The 18,207-nt window shown below is 72.8% G+C and carries 17 protein-coding genes; 15 read left to right on the plus strand and 2 right to left on the minus strand.

The window, feature by feature from the left end:
* Nucleotides 1-26 precede the first annotated feature (26 nt).
* The 11 genes from pyrR to DEI83_RS16115 are packed head-to-tail and all read left to right on the plus strand — an operon-like array spanning nucleotide 27 to nucleotide 13,490.
* A complete protein-coding gene (gene pyrR / locus DEI83_RS05085; protein ID WP_111080714.1) occupies nucleotides 27-596 on the plus strand; it encodes a bifunctional pyr operon transcriptional regulator/uracil phosphoribosyltransferase PyrR in 570 nt (189 codons plus the stop codon).
* On the plus strand, nucleotides 593-1,552 hold the full coding sequence (locus DEI83_RS05090) for an aspartate carbamoyltransferase catalytic subunit (protein WP_111080715.1): 960 nt from the start codon (nucleotides 593-595) through the stop codon (nucleotides 1,550-1,552). The genes pyrR and DEI83_RS05090 overlap by 4 nt, the downstream gene beginning before the upstream one ends.
* Nucleotides 1,549-2,904 carry a dihydroorotase gene (locus DEI83_RS05095; RefSeq protein WP_111080716.1) on the plus strand — a complete coding sequence of 452 codons (1,356 nt, stop codon included), beginning with the start codon at nucleotides 1,549-1,551 and terminating at the stop codon, nucleotides 2,902-2,904. The genes DEI83_RS05090 and DEI83_RS05095 overlap by 4 nt, the downstream gene beginning before the upstream one ends.
* On the plus strand, nucleotides 2,901-3,443 hold the full coding sequence (locus tag DEI83_RS05100) for a hypothetical protein (protein WP_111080717.1): 543 nt from the start codon (nucleotides 2,901-2,903) through the stop codon (nucleotides 3,441-3,443). The genes DEI83_RS05095 and DEI83_RS05100 overlap by 4 nt, the downstream gene beginning before the upstream one ends.
* Entirely contained in the window at nucleotides 3,443-4,660 is a 1,218-nt protein-coding gene (carA, locus tag DEI83_RS05105) for a glutamine-hydrolyzing carbamoyl-phosphate synthase small subunit (protein ID WP_111080718.1), read from the plus strand. Before DEI83_RS05100 ends, carA begins: the two co-directional genes overlap by 1 nt.
* Nucleotides 4,660-7,938, plus strand: a complete 3,279-nt coding sequence (gene carB, locus DEI83_RS05110; RefSeq protein ID WP_111080719.1) for a carbamoyl-phosphate synthase large subunit — start codon at nucleotides 4,660-4,662, stop codon at nucleotides 7,936-7,938. The genes carA and carB overlap by 1 nt, the downstream gene beginning before the upstream one ends.
* Nucleotides 7,935-8,819, plus strand: a complete 885-nt coding sequence (gene pyrF / locus DEI83_RS05115) for an orotidine-5'-phosphate decarboxylase (RefSeq protein ID WP_111080720.1) — start codon at nucleotides 7,935-7,937, stop codon at nucleotides 8,817-8,819. The genes carB and pyrF overlap by 4 nt, the downstream gene beginning before the upstream one ends.
* Nucleotides 8,820-8,863: 44 nt before the next feature.
* Nucleotides 8,864-9,772: a guanylate kinase gene (gene gmk, locus DEI83_RS05120; protein WP_111080871.1), complete on the plus strand. Its 909-nt coding sequence runs from the start codon at nucleotides 8,864-8,866 to the stop codon at nucleotides 9,770-9,772.
* Between the two features lie 29 nt (nucleotides 9,773-9,801).
* Nucleotides 9,802-10,065 (plus strand): DNA-directed RNA polymerase subunit omega, encoded by a 264-nt coding sequence (rpoZ, locus tag DEI83_RS05125; protein ID WP_110902190.1) that lies wholly within the window; start codon nucleotides 9,802-9,804, stop codon nucleotides 10,063-10,065.
* A 4-nt stretch (nucleotides 10,066-10,069) separates the two neighbouring features.
* A complete protein-coding gene (metK, locus tag DEI83_RS05130) occupies nucleotides 10,070-11,281 on the plus strand; it encodes a methionine adenosyltransferase (protein WP_111080721.1) in 1,212 nt (403 codons plus the stop codon).
* A gap of 7 nt (nucleotides 11,282-11,288) precedes the next feature.
* Complete coding sequence (locus DEI83_RS16115) at nucleotides 11,289-13,490, plus strand: primosomal protein N' (RefSeq protein WP_111080722.1); 2,202 nt, start codon at nucleotides 11,289-11,291, stop codon at nucleotides 13,488-13,490.
* Between the two features lie 107 nt (nucleotides 13,491-13,597).
* Here the strand turns inward: DEI83_RS16115 and DEI83_RS05140 are convergent, their stop codons facing one another.
* Together DEI83_RS05140 and DEI83_RS05145 are read right to left on the minus strand one after the other, a co-directional pair.
* A complete protein-coding gene (locus DEI83_RS05140) occupies nucleotides 13,598-14,059 on the minus strand; it encodes a DUF4383 domain-containing protein (RefSeq protein WP_181431075.1) in 462 nt (153 codons plus the stop codon).
* A gap of 161 nt (nucleotides 14,060-14,220) precedes the next feature.
* Nucleotides 14,221-14,550 carry a hypothetical protein gene (locus DEI83_RS05145; protein WP_111080723.1) on the minus strand — a complete coding sequence of 110 codons (330 nt, stop codon included), beginning with the start codon at nucleotides 14,548-14,550 and terminating at the stop codon, nucleotides 14,221-14,223.
* Between the two features lie 87 nt (nucleotides 14,551-14,637).
* Between DEI83_RS05145 and DEI83_RS05150 the strand changes: the two genes are divergently transcribed.
* From DEI83_RS05150 to DEI83_RS05165, 4 genes are read left to right on the plus strand one after another with little or no spacing between them, the layout of a single operon-like run.
* Complete coding sequence (locus DEI83_RS05150; protein WP_111080724.1) at nucleotides 14,638-15,576, plus strand: methionyl-tRNA formyltransferase; 939 nt, start codon at nucleotides 14,638-14,640, stop codon at nucleotides 15,574-15,576.
* Nucleotides 15,573-17,234 (plus strand): RsmB/NOP family class I SAM-dependent RNA methyltransferase, encoded by a 1,662-nt coding sequence (locus DEI83_RS05155; protein WP_111080725.1) that lies wholly within the window; start codon nucleotides 15,573-15,575, stop codon nucleotides 17,232-17,234. The genes DEI83_RS05150 and DEI83_RS05155 overlap by 4 nt, the downstream gene beginning before the upstream one ends.
* Nucleotides 17,235-17,257: 23 nt before the next feature.
* A complete protein-coding gene (gene rpe, locus DEI83_RS05160; RefSeq protein WP_111080726.1) occupies nucleotides 17,258-17,923 on the plus strand; it encodes a ribulose-phosphate 3-epimerase in 666 nt (221 codons plus the stop codon).
* Nucleotides 17,924-17,932: 9 nt separating this feature from the next.
* The gene (locus DEI83_RS05165) at nucleotides 17,933-18,196 is read left to right on the plus strand and encodes a phosphoribosyl-ATP diphosphatase (protein ID WP_111080727.1); all 264 of its coding nucleotides are present in this window, start codon (nucleotides 17,933-17,935) and stop codon (nucleotides 18,194-18,196) included.
* Nucleotides 18,197-18,207 lie beyond the last annotated feature (11 nt).

The raw sequence follows: 18,207 nt of genomic DNA on the forward strand, positions 1-18,207 counted from the left end.
CCAGAGAGACGAGGAAGGAGGTCGGCGTGGGTACCAGAACGGTCCTGCAGCAATCCGACATCACGCGTGTCTTGACACGCATCGCACACGAGATCCTCGAGGCCAACCACGGCGGCTCGGACCTCGTGCTGCTCGGCATCCCGACGCGCGGAGCCGTCCTCGCCGAACGGCTCGGGCGCATCCTGGCGGACATCGAGCCCGGCTGGGAGTCGGCCGCCGGTGGCATCGGCAGTGAACGGGTCGGCGCCCTCGACGTCACGATGTACCGCGACGACCTGCGCCGTGGCATGGGACGTGCACCGCACCCGACGGTCATCCCGGCGGGCGGCGTCGACGGCAAGGTCGTGGTCCTCGTCGACGACGTCCTGTACTCGGGCCGCACGGTCCGCGCCGCGCTCGACGCCCTGCAGGGCATCGGCCGACCGCGCGCCGTCCGCCTGGCGGTCCTCGTCGACCGCGGTCACCGCGAGCTGCCGATCCGTGCCGACCACGTCGGCAAGAACCTGCCGACGGCGGGGGACGAACGGGTCTCGCTGCACCTGACCGAGACGGACGGCGTCGACGACGTCGTCATCGAACAGGGCGGTGCGGCATGAGGCACCTGCTCTCCACCGCGGACCTGTCGCGCGACGACGCCATCGGGATCCTCGACGTCGCCGAGGAGATGGCCGAGGTGAACACGCGTGAGGTCCGGAAGCTGCCGGCGCTGCGCGGTCGGACGGTCGTCAACCTCTTCTTCGAGGACTCGACCCGCACGCGCATCTCGTTCGAAGCCGCCGCCAAGCGGTTGTCGGCCGACGTCATCAACTTCGCCGCGAAGGGTTCGAGCGTCTCGAAGGGCGAGTCCCTCAAGGACACCGTGCAGACCCTCGACGCGATGGGCATCGACGGCATCGTCATCCGGCACGGTGCCTCCGGCGCGCCCCGAGTGCTCGCCGAGGCCGACTGGATCGACGTGCCGGTCGTCAACGCCGGCGACGGTACACACGAGCACCCGACGCAGGCGCTCCTCGACGCGTTCACGATGCGCCGCCGGCTGCACGGCACGGCGAGCCGCGGGCAGGGCCTCGACGGCGTCCGCGTGCTCATCGTCGGCGACGTCCTGCACAGCCGGGTCGCCCGGAGCAACGCCTGGCTGCTCGGGACCCTCGGCGCACACGTGACCTTCGCCGCCCCGCCGACACTGCTGCCCGCGGTCGACCGCCCGTTCGGCGCCGCCGTGCACCACGACCTCGACGCCGCCCTCGCCGAGGACCCGGACGTCGTGATGACGCTGCGCATCCAGCAGGAGCGGATGAACGACGCCTTCTTCCCGAACCCGCGCGAGTACACCCGACACTTCGGGCTCACGGCCGCGCGCTTCGCCCGGTTGCCCGAGCGCACGCTCGTGATGCACCCGGGGCCGATGAACCGCGGCCTCGAGATCGCCGGTGTCGCCGCCGACGACCCGCGGTCGACCGTGGTCGAACAGGTCGCGAACGGCGTCTCGGTCCGGATGGCCGTGCTCTACCTCGCCCTCACCGGCGACCACCAGAAGGAGACCGTGGCATGACCGCACACCTCATCCGCGGCGCGCAGCTCGTCGACGGCTCGCGTGCCGACATCCGCCTCGAGGGTCCGCTGGTCACCGCCGTCGGTCCCGGTCTCGACGCCGCCGGTGCGACCGTGGTCGACGCGGACGGGCTGCTCGCCCTGCCCGGGCTCGTGGATCTGCACACGCACCTCCGGGAGCCCGGTCACGAGGAGTCCGAGACCGTCCTGTCCGGCTCACGGGCCGCGGCCGCCGGCGGCTTCACGGCCGTGAACGCGATGGCCAACTCGTCGCCGGTCGCCGACACCGCGGGCGTCGTCGAGCAGGTGCAGGCGCTCGGGGACGACGCCGGGTACGTCACGGTCCGTCCGATCGGCGCCGTCTCGCAGGGACTGCAGGGCACGCACCTGTCCGAGATCGGTGCGATGGCGACCTCCCGCGCGAAGGTCCGGGTGTTCTCGGACGACGGCTCGTGCGTCGCCGACCCGCTGCTCATGCGCCGGGCGCTCGAGTACATCAAGGGCTTCGGCGGGGTGCTCGCGCAGCACGCCCAGGAGCCCCGCCTGACCATCGGCGCGCAGATGAACGAGGGCCGGCTGTCGTCGGAGCTCGGCCTGGCGGGGTGGCCAGCGGTGGCCGAGGAGTCGATCATCGCGCGGGACGTCCTGCTCGCCGAGCACGTCGGTGCGCGCCTGCACGTCTGCCACGTCTCGACCGCCGGCAGCGTCGAGGTGATCCGGTGGGCGAAGACCCGTGGCATCGACGTCACCGCCGAGGTCACACCCCACCACCTCCTGCTCACCGAGGACCTCATCGCCGGACACGACGGCGCTCCGGGCTACGACGCCCGGTACAAGGTGAACCCGCCGCTCCGTCGGCGCGAGGACGTCGAGGCACTCCGCGCCGCCCTCGCGGACGGCACGATCGACATCGTCGCGACCGACCACGCCCCGCACCCGGCCGAGGCGAAGCACTGCGAGTGGCCGGCGGCCGCGAACGGCATGGTCGGACTCGAGTCCGCGCTGCGCGTCGTGCACGCCGCCGTGGTCGAGGACGGCCGACTCGACTGGGCCGACGTCGCCCGGGTGCTCTCGAGCGCCCCGGCCCGGATCGGTCAGGTCGAGGGCCACGGCCACGCGATCGCCGAGGGAGCCCCGGCCGAGATCACGCTCTACGACCCCGCCGCAGGCCGCGAGTTCTCGGTGGCCGACCTGCACGGGCAGTCGCAGAACTCGCCGTACCTCGGTGTGCCGCTGCCGGGCCGGGTCGTGGCGACCTTCCACCACGGCATGCCGACGGTGCTCGACGGACAGCTCCTCGACAGCGAGACCGTCGCCGCACGGGCGGCAGCGTCACGGGTGGCGACGGCATGAGCGGTGACGCGGCACGCTGGCTGCTGGGCGGGGTCGTCCTGCTCGCGGTGGCCGCATTGTTCGTCGCGATGGCCCGCACGTGGCGGACGCGCAGCCGACGGCAGGCGGAGGCCGTGCCTCCCGTCCCGGTGCCGGCCGACCGCGGCGCCGCGACCGGTTCGTGGGACGGGTTCACCGTCGCGACGACGCGCGCCGACCAACCGCTCGAACGGATCACGGCCGGCGGGCTCGGGTTCCGCGGACGGGGCGGTGTGACCGTGCACGCGAGCGGCGTCGTGCTGCACCACGCCGGTGCGGACGACCGTTGGATCGCCCGCAGTGCCGTCCGCGGCGCCGACCGGGCCACGTGGGCGATCGACCGCGTGGTCGAGCCCGGCGGACTGGTCCGACTGCGATGGACGGCGACCGGCGCCGCAGCAGCGACGGACCTCGACACCTACTTCCGGTTCCCGGAGGGCGACGCGGAAGCGCTCACCGCCCTGCAGGCACTGGTGACGACGAACGACTCCCCGCAGACCGCGGGCGAAGGGACGAACTGATGACACGCGAACGGGCCGTACTGGTCCTCGAAGACGGCACCCGGTACGACGGCTGGGCCTACGGCGCCCGTGGGCGCACGCTCGGCGAGGTGGTCTTCGCGACCGGCATGACCGGGTACCAGGAGACGCTCACCGACCCCTCCTACGCCGGGCAGATCGTGGTGCAGACCGCACCGCACATCGGCAACACCGGGGTGAACGACGAGGACCCCGAGTCCCGCCGCATCTGGGTGGCCGGGTACGTCGTCCGCGACCCCAGCCGCGTCGTGTCGAACCACCGGGCGAACGCCTCGCTCGACGAGCACCTCGTGCGCGACGGCATCGTCGGGATCTCCGGCATCGACACCCGTGCCCTCACCCGGCGCATCCGGGACGCCGGTGCGATGAAGGGCGGCGTGTTCAGCGGTGCCGACGCCGCCCTCGACGCCGACGAGCAGCTCCGGATCGTCACCGAGCAGTCCGGCATGACGGGCAAGAACCTGTCCGCCGAGGTCTCCACCGCCGAGGAGTACGTCGTCGCGCCGGTCGGTGAGCGCATCGGCACACTGGCCGTCCTCGACCTCGGCGTGAAGGCGTCCACCACCCGGTACCTCTCCGAACGGGGGTTCGAGGTGCACGTGCTGCCCCAGGACGTCACGGTCGAACGGCTCCGCGAGCTCGACCCGGACGCCCTCTTCTACTCGAACGGCCCCGGTGACCCGGCCGCGTCCGACGCGCAGGTGTCCCTGCTGCAGGAGAGCCTCCGCGACGGTCGGCCCTTCTTCGGGATCTGCTTCGGCAACCAGCTCCTCGGCCGCGCGCTCGGTTTCGGCACGTACAAGCTGCCGTTCGGCCACCGCGGCATCAACCAGCCGGTGCTCGACACGACGACGGGCAAGGTCGAGATCACCAGCCAGAACCACGGCTTCGCGGTCGACGCCCCGGTCGGCGAGACCCTCGAGTCGCCGATCGGCTTCGGTCGGGTCGAGGTGTCGCACTACTCGCTCAACGACAACGTGGTGGAGGGCCTCCGCGCGCTCGACATCCCGGCGTTCAGCGTGCAGTACCACCCCGAGGCGGCCGCCGGACCGCACGACAGCATGTACCTCTTCGACCGCTTCCGGGACATGGTGGTCGCCCGTCGGCAGGGGGCGCCGCTCGACGCCGCCACCGCCGACGCCACCACGCCCGCCGCAGACCCGACGAACGGCTCCGACACCACGAAGGAGGGCAACTGATGCCCAAGCGCTCCGACATCAGCTCCGTCCTGGTCATCGGCTCCGGCCCGATCGTCATCGGGCAGGCCGCCGAGTTCGACTACTCCGGCACCCAGGCGTGCCGTGTCCTGCGCGCCGAGGGCGTCCGGGTCATCCTGGTGAACCCGAACCCGGCGACGATCATGACCGACCCGGACTTCGCCGACGCCACCTACATCGAGCCGATCACGAACGCGTCGCTCGAGGAGATCATCCGCATCGAGCAGCCGGACGCGGTCCTCCCGACGCTCGGCGGGCAGACCGCCCTGAACGCGGCGATCGCCCTCGACGAGGCCGGGATCCTCGCCGAGCACGGCGTCGAGCTCATCGGCGCCAAGGTCGACGCGATCCAGCGCGGTGAGGACCGCCAGCTCTTCAAGGAGCTCGTCCTCGAGTCCGGTGCGGACGTGGCCCGCAGCCACATCGCCCACACGCTGGAGGAGGCGAAGGAGTTCGCGAAGGACCTCGGCTACCCGCTGGTCGTCCGCCCGTCCTTCACCATGGGTGGCCTCGGGTCGGGCTTCGCGTACACCGAGGAGGAGCTCGTGCGCTTCGTCGGTGACGGTCTGCAGTCCAGCCCGACGACCGAGGTCCTGCTCGAGGAGTCGATCCTCGGCTGGAAGGAGTACGAGCTCGAACTGATGCGCGACAACGCGGACAACACCGTCGTCATCTGCTCGATCGAGAACGTCGACCCGGTCGGCGTGCACACCGGCGACTCGATCACGGTCGCCCCGGCGCTCACCCTGACCGACCGCGAGTACCAGAACATGCGGAACATCGGCATCGACATCATCCGTCGCGTCGGCGTCGACACCGGCGGCTGCAACATCCAGTTCGCCGTCGACCCGTCGAACGGTCGCGTGATCGTCATCGAGATGAACCCGCGCGTCTCCCGCTCCTCGGCCCTCGCGTCGAAGGCCACGGGCTTCCCGATCGCGAAGATCGCCGCGAAGCTCGCCATCGGGTACCGGCTCGACGAGATCCAGAACGACATCACGCAGGTCACGCCGGCGAGCTTCGAGCCGACGCTCGACTACGTCGTGGTGAAGACCCCGCGCTTCGCGTTCGAGAAGTTCCCGGCCGCCGACGCCACGCTCACCACGACCATGAAGAGCGTCGGCGAGGCGATGGCCATCGGCCGGAACTACGCCACCGCGCTGCAGAAGTCGCTCCGCTCGCTCGAGAAGCGCGGGTCGAGCTTCCACTGGGACGTGCCGGCCGACGAGCTCGACAAGGCCGCCCTGCTCGAGAAGTCGAGCATCCCCACCGACGGCCGCATCGTCACGGTCCAGCAGGCGCTCGTCGCCGGCGCGACCACCGCCGAGGTCTTCGCGGCGACCGGGATCGACCCCTGGTTCATCGACCAGATCGTCCTCATCAACGAGGTCGCGGACGAGGTCCGTGCCGCCGACGCGCTCGACGCCGACACCGTCCGCTGGGCCAAGGAGCACGGCTTCAGCGACGCCCAGATCGCGGCGCTGCGCGGCATCACCGAGCAGGAGGCCCGCGACGCCCGGCACGCGCTCGGCATCCGCCCGGTCTTCAAGACCGTCGACACCTGCGCCGGCGAGTTCCCGGCGCTCACGCCCTACCACTACTCGTCCTACGACACCGAGACCGAGGTCGCCCCGAGCGACCGCAAGAAGGTCGTCATCCTCGGCTCCGGCCCGAACCGCATCGGCCAGGGGGTCGAGTTCGACTACTCCTGCGTGCACGCGTCCTTCGCGCTGAGCGACGCCGGGTTCGAGACGATCATGGTGAACTGCAACCCGGAGACGGTCTCGACCGACTACGACACCTCGGACCGGCTGTACTTCGAGCCGCTCACCACCGAGGACGTCCTCGAGGTCATCGAGGCCGAGCAGGCCTCCGGCGAGGTGGTGGGCGTCGTCGTGCAGCTCGGTGGCCAGACGGCGCTCGGGCTCGCGAAGCCGCTCGAGGCCGCCGGCATCCCGATCCTCGGCACCAGCCCGGACGCGATCGACCTCGCCGAGGAGCGCGGGGCGTTCTCGCGCATCCTCGACGACGCGGGCCTGCTCGCGCCGAAGAACGGGACCGCGCACGACCTGGCCAGCGCCACCGAGGTCGCCGAGGGCATCGGCTACCCGGTGCTCGTCCGCCCGTCGTTCGTGCTCGGCGGTCGCGGCATGGAGATCGTCTACGACTCCGCCGCCCTCGCCGACTACTTCGACCGGATGGCCGACCAGGCGATCATCGGCCCGGAGCTGCCGCTGCTCGTGGACCGGTTCCTGGACGACGCGGTCGAGATCGACATCGACGCCCTCTACGACGGCGAGCGACTCTACGTCGGCGGCATCATGGAGCACATCGAGGAGGCCGGCATCCACTCCGGCGACTCGTCCTGCACCCTGCCCCCGGTCGGCCTCGGCCGCGCCGAGATCCAGGCCGTCGTCGACGCGACCGAGGAGATCGCGCGGGGAGTCGGCGTCCGTGGACTCCTCAACGTGCAGTTCGCCATCGCCGCGGGTGTGCTCTACGTCCTCGAGGCGAACCCGCGCGCCAGCCGGACGGTCCCGTTCGTCTCGAAGGCGCTCGGCATCGCCCTCGCGAAGGCCGCGTCGCGGATCATGACCGGCACGTCGATCGCCGCGCTGGTCGCCGAGGGGATGCTCCCGGAGCGCGACGGCGCGTTCGTGCCGGCGCAGGCCCCGGTCGCCGTCAAGGAGGCCGTGCTCCCGTTCCGCCGCTTCCGCACCACCGAGGGGCAGGTCGTCGACTCCGTGCTCAGCCCGGAGATGCGCTCCACCGGTGAGGTCATGGGCATCGACCGGGACTTCCCGCGGGCCTTCCTCAAGAGCCAGGAGGCCGCGTACGGCGGTCTGCCCACCGGCGGCACGGTCTTCGTGAGCGTCGCCGACACCGACAAGCGCGCCATCGTCCTGCCGGTGCACCGCCTGCAGCAGCTCGGCTTCCGGATCATCGCGACCGAGGGCACCGCCGAGGTGCTCCGCCGCAACGGCATCCTGGTGGGCACCGTCGGCAAGTACAGCCAGGGGCAGGAGAGCGTCGTCGACCTGCTCGCCCGCAACGAGGTCGACATCGTCATCAACACGCCGAGCGGCGCGTCCGGTCGCGCGGACGGGTACGAGATCCGCGCAGCCACCGTGGCGGCCGACAAGCCGCTGTTCACGACGATCTCGCAGCTCGGCGCGGCGGTCGCGGCGATCGAGACGATCGGGACGCCGCACAGCGTCCGGAGCCTGCAGGACTACGCGCTCGAGCGAGCCGGCTGGTGACGTCGGGACGTGACGGAGGCCCGGCTCCCTTCGGCGTGCGGCTCGCCGCCGCCATCGAGTCGCGGTCGGCGCTCTGCGTCGGTGTCGATCCCCACGCCGCCACTCTGGCGGCGTGGGGGCTCGGCCGTGACGAGGCGGGCCTGACCGCGTTCGGCGCGACGCTCGTCGACGCGGCCGCAGGACGGGCGGCGGTGGTGAAACCGCAGATCGCGTTCTTCGAGGCCGCCGGGGTGGCGGGCTTCCGTGCGCTCGGCGCGACGATCCGTCGGGCGCGCGATGCGGGCCTCCTGGTCGTGGCCGACGTCAAGCGCGGCGACATCGGGTCGACCGGGGACGACTACGCCCTCGCCTGGCTGGACCGGGACGGCCCGTTCGCTGCGGATGCGATGACGGTGTCGCCGTACCTCGGCTACGGCTCGCTCGGCGGCACGATCGGTGTCGCCCGCGCGAACGGTGCGGGCGTGTTCGTGCTCGCCGCGACGAGCAACCCGGAGGCGCGCGTGCTGCAGACGGCCGTGCTGGCGGAGGGCCCCCGTGCGGGGCGGACCGTGGCGGCCGGTATCGTCGTGGACGTGGCAGACGAGAACCGGACGACGGCCGACCAGGCCCTGGGTGACGTCGGGCTGGTGCTCGGCGCGACCCTCGACCTCGACGACTTCGGCATCACCGCTGACGAGATCGGCTCCGCGCCGGTCCTCGCACCGGGCTTCGGTGCCCAGGGCGCGCGGATCGAGGACCTCCGCGCGCTGTACGGCAGCCGTGCCGAGCAGGTCCTGGTGAACGAGTCCCGCGGGCTCCTCGGCGACGGGCCGGACGGGGTCGCCGCGCTCGTGGTGGACCGTGCCGACCGGATCGCGGTGGCACTGGGGACGGCCGCGTGAGCGAGCAGCGGGCCGGAGCGCCCGACGCCGGGGACCGCGCGGAGCTGCCGGCACACCGCAACCCGCCCGAGGTGGACCGCGTCGCAGCCGCCAAGGCCGCCGTCGCCGCCCGACGCGCGCGTGCCGCCGTGAAGGCCGCCGTCGCCTCGGGGGACCGGTCGCCACTCGAGGTGGCGCGGTCGGCCTGGTCCGAGGACGCGTCCGTGGTCGAGGCGACCTCGGCCGAACGGTCGCTCCGCGTCCGCGACCTGCTGACGAGCCTGCCCGGCGTCGGACCGGCCCGCGCGGACGCCGTGATGGGAGCGCTGCGGATCGCGCCGTCGAAGCGTCTCGGCGGCCTCGGCAGCCGGCAGCGTACGGAACTCGCGGACTGGCTGGCCGCCCGCGGCCGGAAGCGCGCGGCGTCGAAGCTCGTCGTGCTCGCCGGTCCGACGGCGGTGGGCAAGGGCACCGTGAGCGCGCACATCCGCGAGCAGTACCCCGAGGTGAACCTCAGCGTGTCGGCGACGACGCGCAAGCCCCGACCCGGTGAGGTCGACGGCGTGCACTACTACTTCGTCGACGACGACGAGTTCGACCGGATGATCCGCGACCGGGAGCTGCTGGAGTGGGCGACGGTGCACAACTCGTACCGCTACGGCACCCCGCGTCCGCCGATCGACCGGGCGCTCGACGCGGGCGAGAAGGTCATGCTCGAGATCGACCTGCAGGGCGCCCGCCAGGTGCGGGACGCGATGCCCGAGGCGGTCCTGGTGTTCCTGCTCCCGCCGACGTGGGACGAGCTCGTGCGTCGGCTCATCGGCCGCGGGACCGAGTCCGCCGAGGAACAGGCGCGTCGTCTCGAGACGGCGAAGGTGGAGCTCGCCGCGCAGGACGAGTTCGACGTGCGCATCGTGAACTCGGATGTCAGCACGGCGGCACGTGAGGTCGTAGACTTGTTCACTGCGCCCTGACGGGTGCACCGACGACGAGGAGCAACCCCATGGCCAACCCCCAGGGCATCATCGACCCGCCCATCGACGACCTGCTCAGCAAGGTCGAGTCGAAGTACGCGCTCGTGATCTTCGCCTCGAAGCGCGCACGCCAGATCAACGACTACTACGCCGACCTGCACGAGGGCTCGCTCTTCGACAACGTCGGACCGCTCGTCGACTCGACGATCGACGACAAGCCGCTCTCGGTCGCGCTCCACGAGATCAACGAGGACAAGCTGACCGTCACCAAGCAGCAGCAGCCCTCCGCCTGATCCGGTGACGAGCGCACTCCGTCTGTTCACGTCGGAATCGGTGACCGAGGGCCACCCCGACAAGATCTGCGACCAGATCTCCGATGCGATCCTGGACGCCCTGCTCACGGTCGACCCGCACGCGCGCGTGGCCGTCGAGACGATGGTGACGACCGGACTCGTGCACGTCGCTGGAGAGGTCACCACCTCCGGCTACGTCGAGATCCCGCAGCTGGTCCGCGACGTCATCACCGGGATCGGGTACGACTCGTCCGACGTGAGCTTCGACGGCCGCACCTGCGGCGTCGAGATCTCGATCGGCGCGCAGTCGCCGGACATCGCCCAGGGCGTCGACGAGTCGCTCGACTCGCGCTCGGGTGCCGGCGTGGACCCGCTCGACCGCCAGGGTGCCGGTGACCAGGGCATCATGTTCGGCTTCGCGACGAACGAGACGCCCGAGTACATGCCGGTCGCCATCTGGCTCGCCCACCGCCTGGCCGAGAAGCTCGCCGCGGTGCGCAAGTCCGGTGAGCTCACGTACCTGCGCCCGGACGGCAAGACGCAGGTCACCGTCGGGTACGACGGCGTCACGCCGAAGACCGTCGAGACCGTGGTCCTGTCGACGCAGCACGCGCCGAGCGTCACGCTCGCGCAGCTGACCGCCGACATCACCGAGCACGTGATCCGTCCGGTCCTCGACCTCGTCGACCTGGACTCGTCGCACGTCGACGTCATCGTGAACCCGACCGGTCGGTTCGAGATCGGCGGGCCGCAGGGCGACGCCGGCCTCACCGGGCGCAAGGTCATCGTCGACACCTACGGCGGGGCCTCCCGGCACGGCGGCGGCGCGTTCAGCGGCAAGGACCCCTCGAAGGTCGACCGCTCGGCGGCGTACGCGCTGCGTTGGGTCGCGAAGAACGCGGTCGCGGCGGGGCTCGCCGACCGGCTGGAGGTCCAGGTCGCCTACGCGATCGGCCGCGCCGCCCCCGTGGGGCTGTACGTCGAGTCCTTCGGCACCGGCCACGTCGACGACGCGACGATCGAGGCCGCGATCCGCCAGGTGTTCGACCTGCGCCCGGCCGCGATCATCCGCGACCTCGACCTGCTGACCCCGAAGTACGCGCAGACCGCGACCTACGGTCACTTCGGTCGGGAGCTGCCGGGCTTCACCTGGGAGCAGCTGGACCGCGTCGAGGAGCTCCGCACCGCCGCAGGACTCGTCCCCGCCTCCGCCTGAGGCCCTCGTGGCCACCGTCGCGCGTGTCGTCCTCGACTCGCCGCTCCCGCAGCTCGACCGCCTGTTCGACTACCGGGTTCCGGCCGAGTTCGAGGACGACTGCGTGCCGGGCGTGCGCGTGAAGGTGCCCCTCCGATCCGGTGCCCGGATGACCGACGCCTACGTCGTCGAGGTCGTGCCGGACGACGCCCTGTCGCCCGAGAACGACTTCCCGGGTGAGCTGAGCGCCATCGAGGAACTCGTCAGTCCGGTTCCCGTGCTCGCGCCCGAGGTCTGGCGGCTCGCCCGGGCGGTGGCAGACCGTGCCGCCGGGGTCGCGAGCGACGTGCTGCGGCTCGCCGTGCCGACCCGACAGGTGCGCCCCGAGAAGGCATGGCTGGCCCGGGACCCGGAGCACGTGCCCCCGCCGGTACCCGCCACGGCCGTCACGGGCTACGTCGACGGTGCGCTCGAGGCCGTAATCGACACGGGTGGCCGTGCGGCGGTCAGCGCGATCCCGCACCCGGTGTTCCTCCTCCCGACGGCCGCGGCACCGGCACCGGGCGCCGAGGACGACGCCCCTGCCGACATCGACGACGACGGCGACGGCGACGGCGACGGCAGCGCTGTCAGCGCCGCCGGTACGTCCGGGGCCGGCGACGAGACCGAGGTCCACGACGGCACCGCGGGCGTCGCCGCGCCCCGGTCGGACGCTGCCCGCGGTCCCGAGCCCACCGCCGGGGAGCGCTCCTCGGGTGTCTGGGTGCCGGGATGGGCCGCGACCCTGGCCCAGGCCGCGGCACACACCCTGGCAGGCGAGCGTTCCGCCGTCATCGCCGTGCCGGACTTCCGCGACGTCGCCGACCTCGAACGTGCCCTGCACGTGCTCGTGCCGGCCGAGCGGGTCGTCCGGTTCGACGCGAAGCAGACGAACGGGCAGCGGGCGCGAGCGTTGCTCACCGCCCGCACGCACCCGGTGGTCGCGATCGGCAGCCGGGCCGCCGTGTACGCCCCGGCGTCCGGACTCGGGCTCATCGCGCTGTGGGACGACGGCGACCCGTCCTTCGCCGAGCAGCGCGCGCCGTACGTGCACACCCGCGATGTCGCCCTGGTGCGGACCGCGCAGTCGGGTGCCGCGCTGCTCATGCTCTCGCACGCGCGGAGCACCGACGTGCAGCGGCTGGTCGAACTCGGCTGGTTGCAGGAGGTCGCGCCGCATCGGGCCCGCGTGCCGAAGGTGGTCCCGACCGCACACCAGACCAACGCCGACGGCTACGCCGCGCAGGCCCGGATCCCGAGCAGCGCATGGCGTGCGGCACGCGAGGCCAGCCGGGCGGGCCCGGTCCTGGTGCAGGTGTCGAACCCGGGCTTCGGCACGGGGCTGGTGTGCGCCGAGTGTGGGGAGCGGGCGCACTGTCGCGTCTGCGGTGGTCCGCTCGGCAGTCCGCACGCGGGTGCCACCCCGCAGTGCCGGTTCTGCGGGGCCCTGGCCGCCGGGTACCGCTGCCCGACATGCGGCAACGGAAAGCTCAAGCCCGTCGGGCAGGGCGCCCAGCGGACCGCTGACGAACTGGGCCGCGCGTTCCCGAACACCCGGATCGTGGTGGCGGACGGGTCCCGCCCGATCGACGAGGTGCCGGCGCGCCCCGCGGTCGTCGTCGCGACCCGCGGTGCCGAGCCGGACGTCGCCGGCGGCTACGCGTGCGTGCTGCTCCTCGACGGCGAGCGCATGCTCGCCCGCGAAGGGCTGCGCGTGCAGGAGGACGTCCTCCGGGTCTGGGCGAACGCCGCGGCGAAGGGCGCCGCGGGGGCTCCGGTCTACCTGGTCGGCATCGGTGGGAAGCTCGCGAACGCGATGGCGCTCTGGCGGCTCGACCTGCCCGCGCACGACGAACTGGCCGACCGCCGGGAGCTGTTCTTCCCGCCGGCGGTCCGGGTCGCCACCCTCACCGGCACGGACGAGGCCGTGACCGGCGCGGTCGAGGCCCTCGGCGACGCCCCGGTCGGCCCGGTCCTCGGTCCGGTGCCGGTGGAGGACCCGACGCCGGGCACCGTCCGCGCCATCGTGCGGTTCCCCTACGGCCACGGTGCCGAGGTCGCTGCGACGCTCAAGGCCGAGGTGATCCGGCGCTCGTCGACCCGTCGGGTGATGGCGGGTGGCAACAAGCGCCGGGCAGCGCCGGCGCTCCGCGTCCGCATGGACGACGCCGAACCGTTCTCCGAGGTCTGACGCGCGCAGACGAGCGCGATGGGGCCGGCGGACACACGGGAGGCCCGTGGCGTTCCCGCCACGGGCCTCCCGTCCAGCCGCCGACCACGAGGTCGGCGATCCGGTCGCTACGCGCGCACCGGAGCGCGACGACCGCGCGACAGCACGACGCCGAGCGCGACCATGCCGATCGCGAGCACGAGGTGCAGCCAGTTGTCGGCCGAGTTGAGCGGCACGAAGTTCGCGGCGCTGTCGCTGCCCGCGGTGAAGAGGCCGTAGATCCAGAGGACGAAGTAGATCACGCCGCCGACCACGAGGTAGAGGCGGGAGCCGCTCGCGCGACGGGCCGCGAGGATCCCGACGACGCCGAACAGGAGGTGGACGATGTTGTGCAGCACCGACACCTGGAAGATGCCGAGCAGCATCCCCATGGAGTCGTTGCCGGCGCCGCCCAGGTCACCGGTGGTGAGACCGGGGATGAAGCCGGCGATGCCGACGACCAGGAAGACGATGCCGACGACGAGGGCGCCCTTCTGCACGGGCGTCTCGGCGAAGCTGGTGGGTGCGGGGGTGGACAGTCGGTCTGACATGGCTCGTTCCTTTCAGGGAATTGCCTGTGAAGGTACCCGTCCGGGGCCCCGGACGTTCGCGGTCTCCGCGCCGAACGGACGACGGCACGACACCGACGACAGGAGGACGGCGGCTCGGAGGGCGACCGCCGGTGCTGCCGTCCTCCGTGACGACCGGGTCGTCAGCGCGGCTGCGCCGGGTTCGTCGGGTCGCCGTGCGACGGCGGGTTGATCGTCGGCCCGGCGGTCGCCGGGCTGACGGCGGGGGAGCCGGAGCCGCCCTGCTGGACCTCCGGCAGGTGGTCGGGGACGCTGCCGGTCGGTTCCGCCCCGGCTTCGAGCGCGGCGATCCTCGCGGTCAGGACCTCCACGACGGGCAACCGGTCGCCGTGCGCGTGCTCGTGCTCGAGCAGGGTCTGCAGCTGGCTCCGGTCGAGCGGCCGCACGTGTTCGGCGAGGTTGCCGAGCGGCAGGTGGTCGAAGTCCGGCAGGGGGAGTGCATCGGTGGTCATGGTGCTCCTTCCGTCGAGGTGACCGTGACCGTAGGCACGGTGGCCTCAGCGTCCGTCCAGGAGCCGCGCCGTGGGAGACTGGAGCCCATGCGTCTCGTCGTCGCCGGCAGCCCCGCTGCTGCGGTCCCCACCCTCCGCCGCCTCGCGGCGTCCGACCACGAGATCGCGGCGGTCCTGACCCGTCCGCCGACGCCGCAGGGCCGGAAGCGCGTGCTGACACCCACCCCGGTCGCGCAGGTCGCCGCCGAGCTCGGGCTCCCGGTGATCGAGGCCGCTCGTGTCGACGACGCGGTCACGGCTCGCATCGCGGACCTCGGCGTCGACCTCGGCGTGATCGTCGCCTACGGCGCACTGCTCCGTCGGCCGGCCCTCGACGCGCCCAGACTCGGTTGGGTGAACCTGCACTTCTCCGACCTGCCCGCCCTCCGCGGTGCCGCTCCGGTGCAGCGCGCAGTGATGGCCGGTGCGACGACCACGGCCGCCACGGTGTTCCAGCTCGTCGAGGCCCTGGACGCCGGTCCCGTGTTCACCTCCGAGCCCTTCGCCATCGACCCGGCGGCGACCTCCGGCGACGTGCTCGCCGCGATGGCCGAGAGCGGCGCCGGACTCGTCGCACGGGTCGTCGACGACATCGCCGCCGGCACCGCGGTCGCCACCGAACAGGTCGGCGAGCCGACCACCGCGCCGAAGTTGACGCTCGAGGACGGCCGCGTCGACTTCGCCGCACCGGCCGCGGCCGTGCACGCGCGCCTCCGGGGCGTCACCCCGGAACCGGGAGCGTTCACACACCTCGGCGACACGCGGGTCAAGCTGCTGCGGGCCGAGCGGTCCCGACCGGGAGGCCCGGGGGACGACGCCCCGGCCCTCGCGCCCGGTGCGCTCCGGCTCGACGGCGGCACGCTCCTGGTGGGGACGGCGGACGAGCCGCTGGTCCTCCGCGAGGTGCAGCCGGCCGGCAAGAAGGCGATGGACGCCGCGGCCTGGGCCCGAGGGCTCGGACCGCTCGACGGGAAGGTGCTCGCATGAGCGCGGAACAGCCACGGTCTCGGGGCCAGCAGGGCGATGGCGGCGGTCGCACCGGCGGTCGGCGTGACGCCGGCCGACGGGACTCCGGCCAGCGCAGCGGCGGACCGGGCGGCGGCGGACGTCGCGCCGGTGGCCGCCCGCAGGCACCGCGCCAGGTGAGTGCCCGACGGGTCGCGTTCGACGTGCTCCGCGCCGTGCAGGTCGACGACGCCTACGCCAACCTCCTCCTGCCCACGCGCATCCGCCGCGCGGGGCTCAGCGCCCGCGACGCCGGCTTCGCGACCGAGCTGACCTACGGCACCATCCGGATGATCGGGCGGTACGACGCGGTCGTCGCGGTCGCCTCCGGACGGCGCGCGGACCTCATCGAGGCCGACGTGCTCGACGTGATGCGCCTCGGCGTCCACCAGCTGCTCGCGATGCGGACGCCCACCCACGCGGCGGTGTCCGCCACGGTCGAACTCGCGCGCGAGGTCGGCGTCGCCCGTGCCACCGGTTTCGTCAACGCCGTGATGCGGAAGGTCGCGGCGAAGACCCCGGAGGAGTGGGACGGCCTGGTCACGGCCGGGCTCGGCGGAGACGCCCTCCTGGCGACGCGCTGGTCGCACCCGGTGTGGGTCGTGTCCGCGCTCCGGGACGCCCTCGCCGCGGAGCGCTCCCGCGACGAACTCGTGGCGCTCCTCGCGGCCGACGACGAGGCACCCCGCGTGCAGCTCGCCGCGCTGCCCGGGCTCGCCACCGAGGACGACGTGGCGGCGGCGACCGCGCGGACGACGTCCGACGACCCGTCGGGTGCGGACGGGCCTCCCGGCGCGGAGGACGCGACCGCGGACGGCACCGACCCCGCGGACGGCACCGACCCTGCGGACGGTGCCGAGCCCACCGTCGGCTCCACCTCCGTCGCCGGCGACGACCTGCCCGTCTCACCGATCGGCATCCGTGGGGTCACCGGTGACCCGGCGCGCGTCCCCGGCGTCGCCGCCGGCCGGCTCCGCGTGCAGGACGAGGGCTCGCAGCTCGCCGCCCTCGCGCTCTCCCGCTCATCGGACGTCCGACCGGGTGAGCGGTGGCTCGACCTCTGCGCCGGTCCGGGCGGCAAGGCGGCGCTCCTCGCGGCCGAGGCCGCGCAGGCCGGTGCGACCCTCGTCGCGAACGAGCTCGTCCCGGCCCGGGTGGGGCTCGTCCGGGAGGCCCTCCGCGACTTCCGCGACACCGTCACGGTGGTCGAAGGCGACGGCCGCCGGTACGGCCAGGACGGCTCCGGCGTCACGTTCGACCGCATCCTCCTCGACGCCCCGTGCACAGGACTCGGCGCCCTCCGTCGTCGTCCCGAGGCGCGTTGGCGGAAGCAGCCCGAGGACGTCGCCGAACTCGCCGCCCTGCAGGAGGAACTGCTCGAGGCCGCGGTCCGCGTCCTCGCCCCGGGCGGCACCCTGGCGTACGTGACGTGTTCCCCGCACCTGGCGGAGACGCGCGGCCAGGTCGACGCCCTGATGCGTCGACACGGCCACGAACTCGAGCAGCTCGACACGGCGTCCGTGGTCCGGTCGGTGGCCGCACGGGACCCGCAGGTCGCCGACGGCCGGACGGTGCAGCTGTGGCCGCACCGCATCGGCACCGACGCGATGTTCATCGCACTCGTCCGCCGAACGGCGTGAACCGCGGCCGGTAGGCTCGACGGGTGACGATCCGCATCTCGCCGAGCATCCTGTCCGCCGACTTCGCGAACCTCGAGCGCGAACTGCAGCGCATCGGGACCGCCGACATGGTGCACGTCGACGTCATGGACAACCACTTCGTCCCGAACCTGACCCTCGGCCTGCCGATCGTGCAGCGCCTGCAGCAGGTCTCGCCGGTGCCGCTCGACGTCCACCTGATGATCACCGATGCCGACACCGAGGCCCCGAAGTACGCGGAGACCGGGGCGTCCAGCGTGACGTTCCACTTCGAGGCCGCGACCGACCCGGTGGCCACCGCGGCCGCGATCCGGTCGAACGGGGCCCGCGCGGCCGTCGCCGTGAAGCCCGGCACGCCGATCACGCAGGTCCTGCACCACCTCGACGCCTACGACATGATCCTGCTCATGACCGTCGAGCCCGGGTTCGGCGGCCAGGCGTTCATGTCCGAGGTGATGCCGAAGCTCGCCGACGCCCGGGGCGCGGTCGACGCCTCCGGGCTCGACGTCTGGCTCGAGGTGGACGGCGGCATCGCGGTCGACACCGTGCCCGAGGCCGTCCGGAGCGGTGCCGACACCCTGGTGGCCGGGTCCGCGGTCTACGGCGGGGAACCGGCAGCACGGATCGCCGATCTCCGTTCGGCGGCGCAGCGTGCCCTCGCGGACCGGTAACCTGAGAGCGTGAAGACGTTCGACGACCTGTTCGCGGAACTGACCGAGAAGGCGCGGACGCGCCCGGACGGCTCCGGCACCGTCGCCGAACTGGATGCCGGCGTGCACCAGATCGGCAAGAAGATCGTGGAAGAGGCCGCCGAGGTCTGGATGGCGGCCGAGTACGAGGGCGACGAGCGCACCTCGGAGGAGATCTCGCAGCTCCTGTACCACCTGCAGGTGCTCATGATCGCGAAGGGCCTCACCCCGGCGGACATCTGGCGACATCTGTAGGGAGCGCTGGT

The organism is Curtobacterium sp. MCBD17_021, from assembly GCF_003234525.1.
Lineage (GTDB): Bacteria > Actinomycetota > Actinomycetes > Actinomycetales > Microbacteriaceae > Curtobacterium.

Excerpts from the sequence above, each read along its gene's own strand:
- DEI83_RS05090 (WP_111080715.1), top strand. The coding sequence starts at position 593 with ATGAGGCACCTGCTCTCCACCGCGGACCTGTCGCGCGACGACGCCATC.
- DEI83_RS05095 (WP_111080716.1), top strand. The coding sequence starts at position 1,549 with ATGACCGCACACCTCATCCGCGGCGCGCAGCTCGTCGACGGCTCGCGT.
- DEI83_RS05100 (WP_111080717.1), top strand. The coding sequence starts at position 2,901 with ATGAGCGGTGACGCGGCACGCTGGCTGCTGGGCGGGGTCGTCCTGCTC.
- carA (WP_111080718.1), top strand. The coding sequence starts at position 3,443 with ATGACACGCGAACGGGCCGTACTGGTCCTCGAAGACGGCACCCGGTAC.
- carB (WP_111080719.1), top strand. The coding sequence starts at position 4,660 with ATGCCCAAGCGCTCCGACATCAGCTCCGTCCTGGTCATCGGCTCCGGC.
- rpoZ (WP_110902190.1), top strand. The coding sequence starts at position 9,802 with ATGGCCAACCCCCAGGGCATCATCGACCCGCCCATCGACGACCTGCTC.
- DEI83_RS05140 (WP_181431075.1), bottom strand. The coding sequence starts at position 14,059 with ATGTCAGACCGACTGTCCACCCCCGCACCCACCAGCTTCGCCGAGACG.
- DEI83_RS05145 (WP_111080723.1), bottom strand. The coding sequence starts at position 14,550 with ATGACCACCGATGCACTCCCCCTGCCGGACTTCGACCACCTGCCGCTC.
- DEI83_RS05150 (WP_111080724.1), top strand. The coding sequence starts at position 14,638 with ATGCGTCTCGTCGTCGCCGGCAGCCCCGCTGCTGCGGTCCCCACCCTC.
- DEI83_RS05155 (WP_111080725.1), top strand. The coding sequence starts at position 15,573 with ATGAGCGCGGAACAGCCACGGTCTCGGGGCCAGCAGGGCGATGGCGGC.